The sequence below is a fragment of the Stenotrophomonas sp. A3_2 genome (assembly GCF_036624925.1).
Lineage (GTDB): Bacteria > Pseudomonadota > Gammaproteobacteria > Xanthomonadales > Xanthomonadaceae > Stenotrophomonas > Stenotrophomonas hibiscicola.
Genome location: NZ_JAZKVY010000358.1, coordinates 312,401 through 326,934, shown reverse-complemented (window position 1 = coordinate 326,934; position 14,534 = coordinate 312,401). Strand labels below are relative to the sequence as shown.

Below are 14,534 nucleotides of genomic sequence, written 5' to 3'. Positions count from 1 at the left end.
AATGGCTACCAACGTGCGAGTAGAGGTACTGGTCGGCACCGAAATCGAGGACTGGCTCGATCGCGTCGCTCAGCTGCGGATCGAGATATTCAGTAGCTATCCCTACCTGTACGAAGGAGACATGGACTATGAGCGTCACTACCTCCGCAATTATGCGACGTCTGACGGGGGCATCGTTGTTCTGGCCAGGGATGGAAGGGACGTTGTAGGTGCATCGACTGGCCTTCCTTTGTTGAGCGCCGATGCCGCTTTCATTCGTCCCTTCCAGGAGCACGGTCCCCGGCCAGAAGAAGTCTTCTACTGCGGGGAGTCCGTACTGAGGCCGGAGTACAGAGGAGCTGGCTTGGGCCACGTCTTCTTTGATCGAAGAGAGGAGCAAGCCCGACGAAAGGGCTTCAAGTGGTCTTCTTTCGCGTCGGTGGTTCGGTCGGAGACTGATCCGCTTAGGCCACCTGGATATCGAAGCAATGAAGGCTTCTGGACTCGCCGTGGGTATGCACAACAGAGCGCGATGAAGGTCGCTCTTCCTTGGCGGCAGCATGGAGCCACGCACGAAACCGAGCAGACACTTTCACTTTGGCTCCGTTCCTTGGAGGACGTTACATGAAGATTGCAGCAGCTAAGTACGTGATCGGTCGTCCGAAGACCTTTGCCGAGTTCGCTGCGCGCCAGCGCCGAATTCTGAATGACGCACGGGAACAAGGAGTTGAGCTTGCAGTACTTCCGGAATACCTGTCGCTGGAACTGGGTTCGACTCTTCCAGAAGCTCTTCAGCTTAGCCTGAGGTCCACCCTGGAGTCGCTCCAGATCTATCAGAGCGCATGGTGTGAGCTCTACAGCACCTTGGCTGTCGAACTGGGAATGACCATCCAGGCAGGAACGTTCCTCACCGCAACATCCCATGGGATGTATCGCAACCGTGCCTGGTGGTTCACAGCTGATGGTCGCAGCGGATGGCAGGACAAGCTTCAGCTTACTGGCTTCGAGAAGCAGGCAGTTGTCATCGAGCCTGGCGATCGCATCGCGGCGTTTGAGCAGGACGGAAAGCGTGTCGGGATTGCGGTTTGCTATGACAGCGAATTTCCGCTTCCTGTTCGCCTCCAGCAAGAGGCAGGGGTGCGCTTGCTGTTGGTGCCAAGTTGCACCGACACCGACGCCGGTGCCACCCGTGTCGATGTTGGGTGCCGAGCGCGAGCGCTTGAGAATCGGATGTTCGTGGCAAAGGCGGTCACCGCCGGCGTCGCCGACTGGAGTGAAGCGCTTGATGTCAACACCGGTGAGGCAATGATCCTCTCACCGATGGACCATGGCTTCCCCAGTGACGGCGTGCTCGCAGCGACCTCCGACGATCAGGAGTGGGCGATTGCTGACATTGACTTCGCAGCGCTCGAAGCAAGCCGTGCACGAGCGCAGGTAGCCGTCGACAAGGATTGGGATGGTCAGCTCCGCTTCCATTCCGTTGAGGTCCTGAACTAACCAACGTCTAGATGCCTGGGCCATGAAGTGCTCGTGGGCGTCGCTGGCAACTCAAATACCTGGGGAATCAAAATGCATCGTATTGTCATTGTTGGTGGTGGGGCCGGAGGGCTGGAGCTGGCTACGCAGCTGGGCCGGAAGCTCGGGCGCTCAGGGCGAGCAAAAGTCACTCTTGTCGATGCTCGGATGACGCATCTGTGGAAGCCACTCCTTCACGAGGTTGCCTCAGGCGCGTTGGATGCCGCAGAAAGTGAGCTCAACTATCTCGCCCAAGCTAGCTGGAATCACTTCCAGTTTCAGTTGGGGCGGATGACGGGTTTGGATCAGAAGTCCAGAAAGATCGAGCTTGCCCCACTGTACGATGAGGAGGGCAACGTTATTGCGCCCCGTCGCTCGATCTCCTACGACACCCTGGTGATCAGTGTGGGTAGCGGAACGAACGACTTTGGAACTCCCGGTGCAGCGGATCATTGCCTGTTCCTGGACGATCCCGATGCCGCCATTGCTTTCCAGAAGCGGCTGCTGAGCGAGTACATGGGCGCGCAAGCGCGTGGCAAGTCAGAAACACTGGAGGTTGCGATCGTCGGCGCCGGTGCCACCGGTGTCGAGCTGGCGGCCGAGCTGCGTGATGCTGCAAGGCAATTTAGCGCTTATGGGCTGGACAAGATCTCTCCCGAGAATCTGAAGATCACGCTTATCGAGGCTGGTCCGCGAGTGCTGCCAGCTCTGCCAGAGCGCGTGAGCCTGCCGGTCGCCGAGCGGCTTGTACATGAAGGCGTTCGTGTCATGTGTGGCTCGGCTGTGACCCTAGTGGATGAAGAGGGCCTGCAACTCGCCAATGGCATCAAGGTTGCTGCGAGGCTGAAGGTATGGGCGGCGGGCATCCGTGCTCCCGTCTTCCTTGCATCCCTCGGGAACCTAAAGACCAATCGCATCAACCAGCTCGAGGTATCTGAAACGCTGCAGACAACGCAGGATCCGAACATCTTCGCATTCGGGGATTGTGCAGCCTGCCCGAATGGACACAGCGGTACAAACGTTCCCCCCAGGGCACAGGCCGCTCATCAGCAGGCTCACTTCCTTGCGCTGGCAATTACCCGCCGTATCGAGGGACGCCCGCTGCCCAGCTTCACCTATCGAGACTATGGATCGCTGGTGTCCCTGTCGAGGGAGGGCGCCGTTGGCACGCTGATGGGCAACCTCATGGGGTCATTCAAGGTCGAGGGCTGGCTGGCCAGGATGTTCTACATCTCACTGTATCGCATGCACCAGAGGAGCCTGTTCGGTACACGCCGGGTGGTTGCGCGCATGTTGGCAGACGCATTGGGACGGAGTACGGAGCCTCGCCTCAAGTTGCATTGATGCGGGCGAGCTGAGGGGCGGAGCTGCGAGTCAATAATTCCAACGCAAGGAATTATGAAATCCAATCTGTTCCATATACAGCAATCCATCGAAGTCCAATACTTGGTCCCAACAGCTCGCCAAGAAGAATGCTGTAGGCGCATTCGACCTGATTGAAACGCGTTCTAGAGCCGGCGCCAGGGGCGGCGCGCCCGATGTACCACTGATCAAGCTCGCCCCAAAGACCGTTGTCGCACTTATCTCGTTACACCCAAGGAGAACTCACATGAAATCCCGTGCAGCCGTTGCATTCGGTCCCGGTCAACCGCTCGAGATCGTCGAAATCGATGTTGCTCCGCCGAAGAAGGGCGAAGTACTGGTGAAGATCACCAGCACCGGTGTCTGCCATACCGACGCATTCACCCTGTCGGGCAATGACCCTGAAGGCCTGTTCCCGGTGGTGCTGGGCCATGAAGGCGCCGGCATCGTTGTCGAAGTGGGCGAGGGCGTGACCAGTGTGAAGCCCGGCGATCACGTCATCCCGCTGTACACCGCAGAATGCGGTGAGTGTCTGTTCTGCAAGAGCGGCAAGACCAACCTGTGCGTTGCCGTACGCGCCACCCAGGGTAAGGGCGTGATGCCTGATGGCACCAGCCGCTTCAGCTACAACGGCCAGCCGCTGTATCACTACATGGGCTGCTCGACCTTCAGCGAGTACACCGTCGTGGCCGAAGTCTCTCTGGCCAAGATCAATCCGGAAGCGAATCCGGAGCACGTCTGCCTGCTCGGTTGCGGTGTCACCACTGGCATTGGTGCGGTGCACAACACGGCCAAGGTGCAGGAAGGTGACAGCGTGGCCGTGTTCGGCCTCGGTGGCATCGGCCTGGCGGTGATCCAGGGTGCTCGTCAGGCGAAGGCTGGTCGCATCATCGCAGTGGACACCAACCCGTCCAAGTTCGAGTTGGCCAAGCAGTTCGGCGCAACCGAATTCGTGAACCCGAAGGATTACGACCGTCCGGTTCAAGAAGTCATCGTTGAGATGACCGGCTGGGGCGTCGATCACAGCTTCGAGTGCATCGGCAACGTCAATGTGATGCGTTCGGCGCTGGAGTGTGCACACCGCGGCTGGGGCCAGAGCGTTGTCATCGGTGTGGCCGGTGCTGGTCAGGAGATCTCCACCCGTCCGTTCCAGCTCGTGACCGGTCGTCGCTGGATTGGCAGCGCCTTCGGTGGTGTGAAGGGCCGTAGCCAGCTGCCTGGCATGGTCGAAGACGCCATGCGGGGTGAGATCGATCTGGCTCCGTTCGTGACCCATACGATGGGCCTGGAAGCAATCAACGAAGCCTTCGAACTCATGCACGAAGGCAAGTCCATTCGTACTGTCATCAACTACTGATGCACCGCAGCACCGGGCAACCGGTGCTGCACTTCCAACAATAGGAGTTTAAGTCCATGCAACACCAAACTATCCATCCCTCGGTCGATTCCGGCGTCGTTGCCGGAACCGCCGGCTTCAAGGGCGGCACGCTGAAGTGCCTGTGCTCTGACAAGCCGGTTGAGATCTCCGTCGCAAGCAATGTGGCCCACAACCACGCCTGTGGTTGCACCAAGTGCTGGAAGCCGGAAGGCGCCATCTTCTCCGTGGTCGGTGTCGTTCCCCGCGATACCGTTTCGATCACGGCGAACGCCGACAAGCTGGCGATTGTCGATCCGGCTGCGACCATCCAGCGCCACGCGTGCAAGGACTGCGGTGTCCACATGTTTGGCCGCATCGAGAACAAGTCCCATGCCTTCTACGGCCTGGACTTCATTCACGTTGAACTGTCCGAACAGAAGGGCTGGGAAGAACCGCGCTTCGCCGCATTCGTGTCTTCGATCATCGAAGGCGGCGGCGCAAGGCCGGAACAGATGGACGGCGTCCGTAGCCGCCTGAAGGCTCTGTCCCTGGAGCCGTACGACGTGTTGAACCCGCCGCTCATGGATGCGCTGTCCGCGCATGCTGCACGACTCAGCGGCGTTCTCTCCTAAGTAGTGTAAATGCCGCCCCTTGCATGCAAGGGGCGGTACTTCCTGACAGTACGCCACCGGCGTATACATTTTCGCTCAGAGCCTGGAGTCTTCGACCATGTCCTTGCTTCCCCCCAACGCAATGCACGAGCGGACTCTGCAGGGCGTACAGAGCACCGGCAACGCACGGGCAATTACGAAGGCCGCGACTCTCACTGCGGTCATGATGTCCGTCGAAATTGCTGGAGGATGGGCCTTCAACTCGATGGCTCTTCTCGCAGATGGCTGGCACATGAGCTCTCACGTGCTGGTACTCCTGTTCGCACTTTCTATCGCTTGGTACGCTGAGCGGAATCAGAGCCGCCCAGAGCGCGCGGCTCGGGTGCTAGCGGTTGAGCTCATCGCGGCGAGCGTAAGCGCGATGATCATGCTTTGGATTGCCGCTTCGATGGCCTATGAATCGACGGAGCGTCTCCATGCGCCAGAGGCTGTTCAGTACTCAGAAGCGCTTGCCATCGCCGTTGCGGGTTTGATTACAAATATATTCTCAGCGCGGTGGCTACATTCTGCCTACCATCGCGAAGGTGCTGCGGTTGATCACTGCCACGTTCCGCATGAGCGCCATGCTGACGAGAAGGGGCCCGGTGCGCGCAGGAGTCCCAATCTTCGTGCGGCCTATCTTCACGTCGCTACGGACACCGCTGTAACGGCACTCGCAATTACTGCACTTGTCGTGGGGATGATCTGGGACGTGACATGGCTGGACTCAGTCACAGGCCTCATCGGCGCGTCGGTTGTCGCAGTCTGGGCCATTAGATTGCTTCGTAGCTCCATTTCGGCGTGGACAGGTCGGCGTAAGTAGCTAGTGCGGTGGTGCCTCCGTGCTCAGCACGGAGGCTAGCCCTGCGATTGGGAGCCTTCCACAAAACTCGCTGCGACCGGAGTCATTCCTGGACGCATCTGGCGAGCCCGCCGAGCGCCTATGCCCCACCTCACATGATGCGGAGTTGCTGGCGGGGTGGCCATTCTCTCAGTCAGAGATCAACAAACTGACTGTGATTCTGAAACGTCCATCTTGAGCGGCTGACGTTGCTTCGCAGCGAGGTGACGTGCCCTTCAGTCTAGGTCAGCACCTGGGGCGCCGGCTGTTGCTGCACTTAGAGAGGGCCTGGACGATCTCTTGCTCAGGCGAACGTCTTGGCGAGCCCAAGAGCGCTAGATACTGCTGCAGGGATGCGCCGCCTTTGAAAGCAATTGGCGTGCGGCCGGCTGATGGCCTGGTGTATGGCTCAAACCCCTTCCTCCGGGTCTACTGCGACAGCGCATTAGATCTTCAATTGAACCTCACATTGAGTCAAATGGCAGCAAGCCCATGAAAAGACTGGCGCTTAGTCGGTTGTCTGTGATGGCGGCACTCGTGTTCCTGGCCGCTGCCCGAGCCCCGGTGGCCCAGGCGGCCGAACAATGTGGCCCGGACGCGATGCGCGACCACCCGCCGCAGATCAGCTTCCGCGTCGACAACGACCTGTTCGGTGGCCGCCACCAAGACCAGGGCTATACCAACGGCGCGCAGCTGACCCTGGTCTCGCCGAACCTGGTCGACTACACCGCCGACCCGTGCCTGCCGCGCATGGCGCGCTGGGTGAACCAGTACCTGGAAGGCCTGCACCCCGGCAGGTTCGAGCAGCAGAACATGATCTTCAGCATCGGCCAGGCCATCTTCACCCCCACCGACCCGACCCGCCGCGACCTGATCGAGGATGACCGGCCGTATGCCGGCGTGCTGCTGGCCAGCTTCGGCTTCAACGCACGCAGCGGCGACCGCCTGCAGACCACCCAGCTGGCCGTGGGCGTGGTCGGGCCCTGGGCCCAAGGCAGGCAGGTGCAGAACGCCGTGCACGACGCGCTGGGGGACGAGAAGTTCAAGGGTTGGGACAACCAGCTGCACAACGAGCCGATATTCATGCTGACCCACGAGCGCATGCGCCGCTGGCCGGCCGATGCCAGTGTCAATGCCGGCGGCTGGGGCTGGGATGCGATCAGTCACTATGGCGGTGCGATCGGCAACCTGGAAACCAAGGCCAACGCCGGTGGCGAAGTGCGCTTCGGCTGGAAGCTGCCCGACGACTTCGGCAGCACGCCGCTGCGCCCGGCCGGCGAGAACACCGCGCCGACCCGTGGTGGCCGCCCCAGCGGCTGGTCCTGGCACCTGTTTGCGACCACCGACGCGGCATGGGTAATCCGCGACATCACTCTGGACGGCAATACCTTTCGCAACAGCCACAGCGTGGACAAGCGCCACGTGGTCGCCCAAGGCGGCTACGGCATCGCGGTGATGCGCGGTCGCTGGAAATTCGCAATGGCGCGTTACCACAGCACCCGGGAGTTCTATGGCCAGCGCCAGTCGCCGGTGTTCGGAAGCTTCACTATTAGCCGCTCGCTATAGTAGATGGCGACGATCGCGGGTGTTCGACCATGCTATGTCCTTGAGTGCAGTACCTCGCAGAGCGACTACAGAAGTAACGCGGGAGTGCATGATGGAGAGTACTGAATGATGCTAATCACCAAGCTCGTCGTAGTCATCGTCGCGCTTGCCGCTGGGATCAAGGTGATTGATTGCTGTGTCGTGTGGGCAGCGCGACGAAGGCTGGAGAAACTTCAGAAGCTAAAGGCGCCGGCCCCATCGAGATCTCCTTTACCCGATGCCCTGGTGGTCTACTACTCTCGCTCTGGGCACACCGCCTTAGCCTCTAGTTATCTGGCGAACCAGTTACACGCCGATCTGCGTGCTGTCGAAGCATTTGACTACTCATTGGGCTTGGCCGGGTGGGTGAATGCTATGGCTGATGGGGGTCTTGATGACGCGTGGATAAATCCCGCGTGGATGGATCTAGCTCCCTATGACGCTATCTATTTGGGAACACCCATCTGGCGTGGTTGCCCAGCGCCGCCGGCTTGGGAGTTTGTTAGGAGCAACATGTTCCCTGGGAAAAAGGTCGTACTAGTCACTACATCCAGAGGATCATGGAAGCAGTCAGCTATTGAGCTCCTTGGGCGAGAGATAGTTCGACGAGGTGCGCGATCATTCGAGCATCGGCCTTTGGCGCGCAAGCGTGCCTGGTTCAGAAGATCGGACCCAGATGATCTCAGAATTACGGATCTGCTGTGACCGACCTACCATGAATGCCCCCGGCCAATGCTGCGTTTAGTCGGCACCCCTCGCCTTAGCTAGCGCTATGCCAATCGCCGCGTCGACCCTTGCTGCACGCTCGTCAACGGCCTAGGGCCGTCCCGATAGTTTCGTGAGGTGGTTTCATTCGCGATTGTCGAGCCGTCCGTTAGACAACGCATGCTGGAGAGCAATCGCAACCTGCGTCGCGGCGTAGACCCAATCGTTGTCTTCTTCGTACGGATCCACTTCCGAATCTTCTTTGCCACCATGGAAGAGGTTGTTGCGGACTTGCCGCATGGCTTCCACCAGCGCGACCGCATCCGATTCGGCATCCAATGGGCAGGGGCAAAAGCGGGCCACCAAGTTCCCGTTCTCTTCAATAATCATCTGCTTCATGGGGCGCTCATCGCGTTGACAGAGAAGGCGCGTGCGCGCCGACTCAGGAACCTCTGACGCGAAATCGTCGCCCAACTTTCGGACGCGCTCTTGCACCTTGCGCCAAGCCACGTCGGACGTCGGTTGCCCCGTCCGGTCTTTCCGGAAGAAGTCCCCGTGCCGTCGGAGCTGGAATTCCAGTTTGCTCACGGTCTTGAGAAGGTCGTAGGCGAGATTGGCGCTTACCGGCATTTCAGCATTCTATGTGAGTAGTGTGAGGTCCGAATCGCAAACTGCCACAGCGAAGGCACAAGGACCACCAAGAAATGGCGCTACTTGAGAGCCGCCTAACACGCGGGAGGATGTCATCCTGTAGGCCGGGCGTCGCACCTCATCTATATTCTTGACCTATAACCGCTTCGGGCTGGCAACGCAGGCCGGCTGTGGCTTGGGACAACTTTGCCTAGACACCGCTAAGAATACTTGGATGGGGTTCGCGTGAAGGCCGCGCTTACGATTCGCCTCTCAGTAGTCGTCCATTGATTGCAGGTGAGTGCTGCGCTTCGACTTGGTGGCTGTCGAGTCTAGGTCGGGTTCATCTCCGTTCACCGTTACCCACTCGATGAGAGGCCCCAGGTCGGATTGGCGGCGGGCTTCCGCATACAGCTTGCTATAGGCGGCCATGGCGTATATCGGCGACAGCATGAGCTCCGCTGCCAAGGCGAAGACATCGGACTCGGGTGGCAGCGACACAGTGGTGAAGGCGTCGCTGTCGGCATCGGTGTGGCGCTCAGCCAGCGCATCCAGAAGACGCCGACGGAGTGCTTGCTGGAAGGGGCTATGGGTGGGATTAGGACACCTCAGGCCGTCTTCGACCGGAACCCAGGTGTCCAGTGACCAGGCGGGGGCGAGCACTTGCGGGGTTGCCGCGTCGTCAATCCCCTGTGCATTACCCTTCAGAGTGCCCATAGCCTGGTCAGAGAGCCGATTTCGCAACAACCAGCGGTCATCAACCGAACGCTGCCAGAGAGTCCATAGACTCCCACCGGACCGCCATTGGCCGATCTCCTCGAACAGTTCGGAGGCCAGTCCGCCTCGCGCCTCCAGCTTTGAGGCAAGGCTCCATGAGGCCGCCAGCGCGGGTGGGTTACGGAGCGGATGGGCCACGTTCGATAGGCCTAGCCATTGCGCGAGCACCGCAAAATCGGATAGACCCTCCCTGATTTCCTTAGGAACGGCTGCAACGCATTGTCCAACGGTATCGATGTGCTGCCCGCCCCGCTGGAAGGCAGCGAGGGCCGCGTACAAGGCCCACATCGGGCTGGCCATTGCTTGCTCGGTTGATGGCACCGCCACCTCCCGGCCGACTGTAAGCTGCGCTCGCGCCGCCTCCGTCGCAAGCCCGATCGGATCGAACAGCAGTGACGCACTTCCCATCCGGATCAGATGGATGGAGGCAGTCGCCAAGTCGAGCATTCGTGCGCCCTGAGTGTCCACCATCGGAGGGGTTGGCGGAGCTGAGGTACAGTCAAGGTAGATCTCGGTACGCCACCCCTTAATCACCGGGACGACCAGTCCGTCTTCATTCGACTCGCCCCAAGGGCTGGCCGTTCGCAGTGCGAGGCTGCCAGCTGTTGCTGCTAATTTGAGGTAGGCGTAGCCGAGCCTGTCGTCCGTACCACTGTGGATGAGGCGCTCCTCCAAGGTTGCCCCTACAAGGGAACTGAGGTGCCACTGCCGCCACGGTGGCGCGGGGTTTAGAGAGCCGTCGGGACTGAAACTGGAGTCGCGCGCGAAGACAAAGACCTCACCGATTTCGCTGAGATCGCGGCTTGGCTCCGTCGGAATCATCGAGTATTCAGCGGCATGAAGGGACTGATATTGGTGCGTGGTTGACGTGCCGATGACGGGCGCAGCCGCGGAAAATTCGGGCCCGGGCAACCGCTGGTCGAGGGGCGCATCCGCAACAACGAACAGCGATTGCGCCGATTCGGCCCCGACGTGCACCAGGGCTTTGTAGAGTCCCGGAGCTAAGGACAGCGAGACCACTCCCGTACCGATGCTGACACGAGCGTAGCTAGCATCGAGCACCGTGATCTGCGCGTTGGGATTGTCCGTCCTCAACACCACCGGCTGCGCTGCAACCTGGTCGGTTCGCAAAGCGGGCATGTCGATAGGTGCAGCAACGGGAGGGGTGTTGCCTGCAGCTGGCAGCACCGGGTAGGGAACCTCGAAGGCGAGGTCGGGTAGATTCCCTGGTGTAACGACGAGATGCAGACCCGGGGTCAGCTCCACGATGGGATGCTCGAGCTGGCGAAGCTGGCTACTGCGTAGCTGCCCATTTGGCGCCATGTCGGTGGGCGGCGCGGGTGGGTAAGGAGAGATGTCAGGATCCGGTTGCCGGTCGATGGCCGCGGATCTAGCAATGATGCGGCTCAGGTCGACGGCAACCCGGCGTGGGAGCGCGGAAGCTGGCGCCGACGCCGGGCGCTGATATATTCGAATCCGCTTCGTTGCGGGAGTCAGCGGTGGCGTGTATCCGGTTTCCTGTTCGTAGCGATCGGCCCATAGCACTTGGAAGTAGTCCGCGACGGCGCGATCCGTCACCCATCCGTCGGCGTCAGGCGGTGCGCTGCGCAGCGCGTCCAGTAGGACGCTAGTGAACAGGCCGCGAGACTGCCCGGCCGGGCCAATGTTGCGCTCAAAGGACTGACGTCCCCGCGGCGCTCCATACGCCTGGAACAATCGGACGTGTGCCGTTCGTTGCCGGTCCGGCGGGGTCCAAGTCGGCTCGAGCACCTGGCTCGCCTTGAGTACGTCCTGGCAGCAGTCCGTTACCAGGATGATTTCATCAAAGAAACCCGCGTTGGCGATTTTCGACGCATAACGTAGGACGGCGATATGCGCCGTATCGCCGTTTTGCGCGACGGCCGAGAATAGTGCCGGGTCGTGGATCGTCGAACCTGCTGTGAACCCGTGTCCGGCGAAGAACAGATACAAGCGCTGTCCAATGCGGTCATGCCATCCGTTCGGGGTGCGCAGCCATAGATTAAGCGCCTTCTTGAGCTCCTTCTCGGTCGGGTTTGCGTCGTCCGGGGTCGCTGCCACGCCATAATCCTGCGACCGTATGACTTGGATACGTCGGGTGTCCAGGTCGCCGTACTCCGGATCGAGGAGCCATTGCCGGAACTCTTCGCCATCGTTCTCAGGTCCATGGAGGTCACTCAGGCCGGGATAACGGTTAATTGTCAGCACGATCGCGTAGTGATCATCTCGCGGCATGTCCACATCTCTCCCTGTTGCGTACACAAGGGCACCTTTGGCGTGCTCTCGAAGATGTCACCATCCGCCGAGGAGGCTCTCAACGCTGAGCAGCGTATCTTCGTCGTCGTCGAAAGCTCCGTGATCAATGCTTGTGCTGTTCAAGCCTGCTGTCTGTCCTTGGGACTTGGACCAGATCGTACGGTTCGGTGCAGCTCCGAGCCACGCGCGGACTGCACCTATTTCGGGAAACTTGCTATCTGAGTAGATGTGGTGCCAAGCGAAGAAGCGTTCCATGCCTAGCAGCGGCATGTCCGGTTCGTCGACGAGCGTTCCGTCGGAATTTGGGCGCGATTCGAGGACACCCGACACCAGATAGAGGAGGGAGCTGGGATAGATGAAGCGCTTCCAGTCCTGCCCATTGGGAAATTTAGAGTCGTCTCCGACGACCTGATCGTCCCGTTCGAATTCATCGCGCATGCCAAACAAGCGGAAGTGACGGATGCGATCGCCATGTTGGGTGATCGTGGCGGCAAAGCGCTCGTAGGTGATGGCGGGCGCCAGGAACACGACGTCGAATGCAATCTCGGCCGGCAGAAGCTCTGATGCCTTGTCAAGCCAATTGGCGATGTAGACGGCGCCAGTGCTGTGGCCGACTAGAGTGATCCTCGATAGCAGCCCTTCAGAGGCATGGGCGGCACGCAGCCGCTCCAGCAGCGCAGTTCCGGCATACAGGTCGGAGCCGTCGCCGAACGCATCGAGTGAGTCCTGCTTCATGCGGTTCCACTGGAGTGCCTTGCCCCATTCATTGAGTCCACTGCCACCAAAATGAACACCACGCAACACTTCCTCTACGACCGTTGCATACAGGCCGTGATCGCGTTGATCCGCGTACCGACGCAGAACACCCTGCAGGATGCGCTTCACCAGAAGGGCAACTTTGAACCAGACGATCAACCCGCGGCCTCCCTCGACCCCGGCGACCTGCGTTGATACCGCCTGCGAGAACGGGGTATCTCGAACGCTCGCTCCTCCCCCGATGAATGCATCGCGTGCTTCGTCTAACGCGGTTGGCAGGGTTTGCATGGCGACCACAAACTCGCTGTCGGTTTGCAAGTCGGCTTCGATCTCGGCGTCGTCGATCAGCGCACTCGCCGCACGCGCACCTGAGGGCCCTACTACAGGTTTGAAATCACGGTAGGGCACGTGATTGCGACTGGGATCGCTCCAATATGTATCAACTGCCTGGCGGACCTTCTCTGCATCGACGTTGCCCGGCGTGATGGTCCGGGCGCCGTTGCTACCTCCCAAGCGGCGGAGCGCGTACTCTAGCGCCTTGCGCACCAGATTCTTGAATACCGGCTCATCCGGCAGCTCGCGCAGGTTGTTGCGGATCGTTTCAACGAAACCCGACTCCCACACGGAAAAAACCGGATAGGCCGATTGAGAAAAGCGCCCCTCAAGTCGCTGGGCAATACCGATACCCGCGGCCTTGTCGACCAGGCCCCCGTGAAAGTAAAGCAGCAAATGACCACGCCCGTCCTTACGAAGCGCCGTGACGATAGCGTCGATATCCTCTGGCTTCGTATCGGTTCCGGCACCGATACAGCCGTTGCGACTGTGGATTTGATGCAGACTGCCCATACCTAGCCCCCTGTGACCAGAATGATCCCAACCCAGAGTGCCATGAGTTTATGAAGTGGGCAATCAGTAATCGTCTAGGTCGGGATTGGTCACCTCAATGCCGAGTAAGCGAAGGGCTAGAGTTGAATGCCCCGGACCATGCCGCAGCTGGGGCGGTAGTTTGCATTTGGCGCTCGATCGATAGGGACACGAGGGCACGGCTCATCGACCGGATCATTGAGGTACAGACGGAGAATTGGCTTTGAATGCCAATGGCGTCCATCTGATACGGTTGCTATGTAGGGTAGCTACCCAGGCAGGGGTAGCGCGGTATCCGTGCCGGGCCTCAAGTTTGGCTACGATCATGCCATCCGCTAATTCAGCTCGCCAAATAGCCACGGTTGGATCGCGGTTGGATCGTCGACGCAGAGGTGAAATTCGTTCGGCGGCTCCTTCTCTGCATCGGTGGCGCAGCGCAGCTCATGTAGTCGGTATTGGAGTAGTGCTGCACGGGTTCTTAACCTGTAGGCTGCCTTACCTCCGAAATACTCGATACGCACCATATCCTTCTGATCTGGTGTCAGATGCGGATGGGGGACGATCGACAGCTCTACCTGTGTCTGCCAGGCGGCGTCCTGGCTAGGCTCGGCCCGCTCTGGCCGAGGATCAGCCAGCTGTTTCAAGCCGCTCAGCCGATTTATAGACAGGTCCAGGAAGCGTCCGGCTTCCGCCTCGTCCTCGGCGATGACAAATGCGCGAACATGCCAGCGCCTGCCTGCCTGCACCAGCGCATGAGGGAACAGTCGTTTGGTGCGAGGTGCTGGGTTGCGCATGGACCGGTGCTCGCCAACGAGCCCCTTGCCCTCTCTGCAGGCACGATTAAGCAGTGCGAAGTGGCGTCGTTCAACGCCGCCGAGGATAAGCTGGGAGCTCTCGATAAAGCCTGTAGCTTCCTGGGGGCGCTCAAACGCAAGGTACTCTTCGATCAGCCCTTCGGTTAGGAGGGGTCTGAAGCCAGACATCGCCACGTATCCGCGCACATGGCTTCGGTACTCAAGGCCGCCTCCATTGAGTTCAGCATATTGGGTTAGCAATCGACTTACCGTGGTGATATGCAGATCAAACACTTGGCGTACTCGCTCATTGGTGACTTGCCCCTCCCAGAGGAGCAGCGTTTCGATGGCTCGAAGTGTTTCCGGACTTTTGTTTGGATTGGGGCGGGGGCGGGGCATGGGGCTGGGCCGGGGTCAGATGACACGCAGCTTAGCATTGATGCTAA

General features: G+C 60.0%; 12 protein-coding genes. 8 read left to right on the top strand and 4 right to left on the bottom strand.

The window, feature by feature from the left end; genetic code table 11:
* The first annotated feature begins 1 nt into the window (after position 1).
* The 8 genes from R5H29_RS20685 to R5H29_RS23035 all read left to right on the top strand — a co-directional run bounded on the left by R5H29_RS20685 (position 2) and on the right by R5H29_RS23035 (position 7,993).
* Positions 2 to 607, top strand: a complete 606-nt coding sequence (locus R5H29_RS20685; RefSeq protein WP_017354477.1) for a GNAT family N-acetyltransferase — start codon at positions 2 to 4, stop codon at positions 605 to 607.
* The gene (locus tag R5H29_RS20680) at positions 604 to 1,476 is read left to right on the top strand and encodes a carbon-nitrogen hydrolase family protein (protein WP_017354476.1); all 873 of its coding nucleotides are present in this window, start codon (positions 604 to 606) and stop codon (positions 1,474 to 1,476) included. The genes R5H29_RS20685 and R5H29_RS20680 overlap by 4 nt, the downstream gene beginning before the upstream one ends.
* Positions 1,477 to 1,548: 72 nt before the next feature.
* Positions 1,549 to 2,838 carry an NAD(P)/FAD-dependent oxidoreductase gene (locus R5H29_RS20675; protein WP_180855137.1) on the top strand — a complete coding sequence of 430 codons (1,290 nt, stop codon included), beginning with the start codon at positions 1,549 to 1,551 and terminating at the stop codon, positions 2,836 to 2,838.
* A gap of 265 nt (positions 2,839 to 3,103) precedes the next feature.
* A complete protein-coding gene (locus tag R5H29_RS20670) occupies positions 3,104 to 4,213 on the top strand; it encodes an S-(hydroxymethyl)glutathione dehydrogenase/class III alcohol dehydrogenase (RefSeq protein ID WP_005413335.1) in 1,110 nt (369 codons plus the stop codon).
* A 56-nt stretch (positions 4,214 to 4,269) separates the two neighbouring features.
* Positions 4,270 to 4,845 (top strand): S-(hydroxymethyl)glutathione synthase, encoded by a 576-nt coding sequence (gene gfa / locus R5H29_RS20665; protein WP_005413334.1) that lies wholly within the window; start codon positions 4,270 to 4,272, stop codon positions 4,843 to 4,845.
* 97 nt (positions 4,846 to 4,942) lie between these two features.
* The gene (locus tag R5H29_RS20660) at positions 4,943 to 5,686 is read left to right on the top strand and encodes a cation diffusion facilitator family transporter (RefSeq protein ID WP_099596065.1); all 744 of its coding nucleotides are present in this window, start codon (positions 4,943 to 4,945) and stop codon (positions 5,684 to 5,686) included.
* Positions 5,687 to 6,229: 543 nt separating this feature from the next.
* Complete coding sequence (locus R5H29_RS20655; RefSeq protein ID WP_180855135.1) at positions 6,230 to 7,270, top strand: lipid A deacylase LpxR family protein; 1,041 nt, start codon at positions 6,230 to 6,232, stop codon at positions 7,268 to 7,270.
* A gap of 105 nt (positions 7,271 to 7,375) precedes the next feature.
* Positions 7,376 to 7,993: a flavodoxin family protein gene (locus tag R5H29_RS23035; protein ID WP_407073561.1), complete on the top strand. Its 618-nt coding sequence runs from the start codon at positions 7,376 to 7,378 to the stop codon at positions 7,991 to 7,993.
* A gap of 144 nt (positions 7,994 to 8,137) precedes the next feature.
* On the opposite strand, the gene R5H29_RS20650 is transcribed toward R5H29_RS23035, so the two are convergent.
* The 4 genes from R5H29_RS20650 to R5H29_RS20635 form a co-directional block, all read right to left on the bottom strand.
* Positions 8,138 to 8,623 (bottom strand): hypothetical protein, encoded by a 486-nt coding sequence (locus tag R5H29_RS20650; protein ID WP_180855133.1) that lies wholly within the window; start codon positions 8,621 to 8,623, stop codon positions 8,138 to 8,140.
* A gap of 273 nt (positions 8,624 to 8,896) precedes the next feature.
* A complete protein-coding gene (locus tag R5H29_RS20645; protein WP_180855132.1) occupies positions 8,897 to 11,653 on the bottom strand; it encodes a caspase family protein in 2,757 nt (918 codons plus the stop codon).
* Between the two features lie 57 nt (positions 11,654 to 11,710).
* A complete protein-coding gene (locus tag R5H29_RS20640; RefSeq protein WP_180855130.1) occupies positions 11,711 to 13,276 on the bottom strand; it encodes a hypothetical protein in 1,566 nt (521 codons plus the stop codon).
* A 353-nt stretch (positions 13,277 to 13,629) separates the two neighbouring features.
* Positions 13,630 to 14,487, bottom strand: a complete 858-nt coding sequence (locus R5H29_RS20635) for a hypothetical protein (protein ID WP_146027645.1) — start codon at positions 14,485 to 14,487, stop codon at positions 13,630 to 13,632.
* Positions 14,488 to 14,534 lie beyond the last annotated feature (47 nt).

What these genes read in the sequence shown, in the direction of transcription:
- R5H29_RS20655 (WP_180855135.1), top strand. Translation starts at nt 6,230, where the DNA reads ATGGCGGCACTCGTGTTCCTGGCCGCTGCCCGAGCCCCGGTGGCCCAG.
- R5H29_RS20670 (WP_005413335.1), top strand. Translation starts at nt 3,104, where the DNA reads ATGAAATCCCGTGCAGCCGTTGCATTCGGTCCCGGTCAACCGCTCGAG.
- R5H29_RS20660 (WP_099596065.1), top strand. Translation starts at nt 4,943, where the DNA reads ATGTCCTTGCTTCCCCCCAACGCAATGCACGAGCGGACTCTGCAGGGC.
- R5H29_RS20680 (WP_017354476.1), top strand. Translation starts at nt 604, where the DNA reads ATGAAGATTGCAGCAGCTAAGTACGTGATCGGTCGTCCGAAGACCTTT.
- R5H29_RS20635 (WP_146027645.1), bottom strand. Translation starts at nt 14,487, where the DNA reads ATGCCCCGCCCCCGCCCCAATCCAAACAAAAGTCCGGAAACACTTCGA.
- R5H29_RS20640 (WP_180855130.1), bottom strand. Translation starts at nt 13,276, where the DNA reads ATGGGCAGTCTGCATCAAATCCACAGTCGCAACGGCTGTATCGGTGCC.
- R5H29_RS20685 (WP_017354477.1), top strand. Translation starts at nt 2, where the DNA reads ATGGCTACCAACGTGCGAGTAGAGGTACTGGTCGGCACCGAAATCGAG.
- R5H29_RS20675 (WP_180855137.1), top strand. Translation starts at nt 1,549, where the DNA reads ATGCATCGTATTGTCATTGTTGGTGGTGGGGCCGGAGGGCTGGAGCTG.
- gfa (WP_005413334.1), top strand. Translation starts at nt 4,270, where the DNA reads ATGCAACACCAAACTATCCATCCCTCGGTCGATTCCGGCGTCGTTGCC.
- R5H29_RS20650 (WP_180855133.1), bottom strand. Translation starts at nt 8,623, where the DNA reads ATGCCGGTAAGCGCCAATCTCGCCTACGACCTTCTCAAGACCGTGAGC.
- R5H29_RS23035 (WP_407073561.1), top strand. Translation starts at nt 7,376, where the DNA reads ATGATGCTAATCACCAAGCTCGTCGTAGTCATCGTCGCGCTTGCCGCT.
- R5H29_RS20645 (WP_180855132.1), bottom strand. Translation starts at nt 11,653, where the DNA reads ATGCCGCGAGATGATCACTACGCGATCGTGCTGACAATTAACCGTTAT.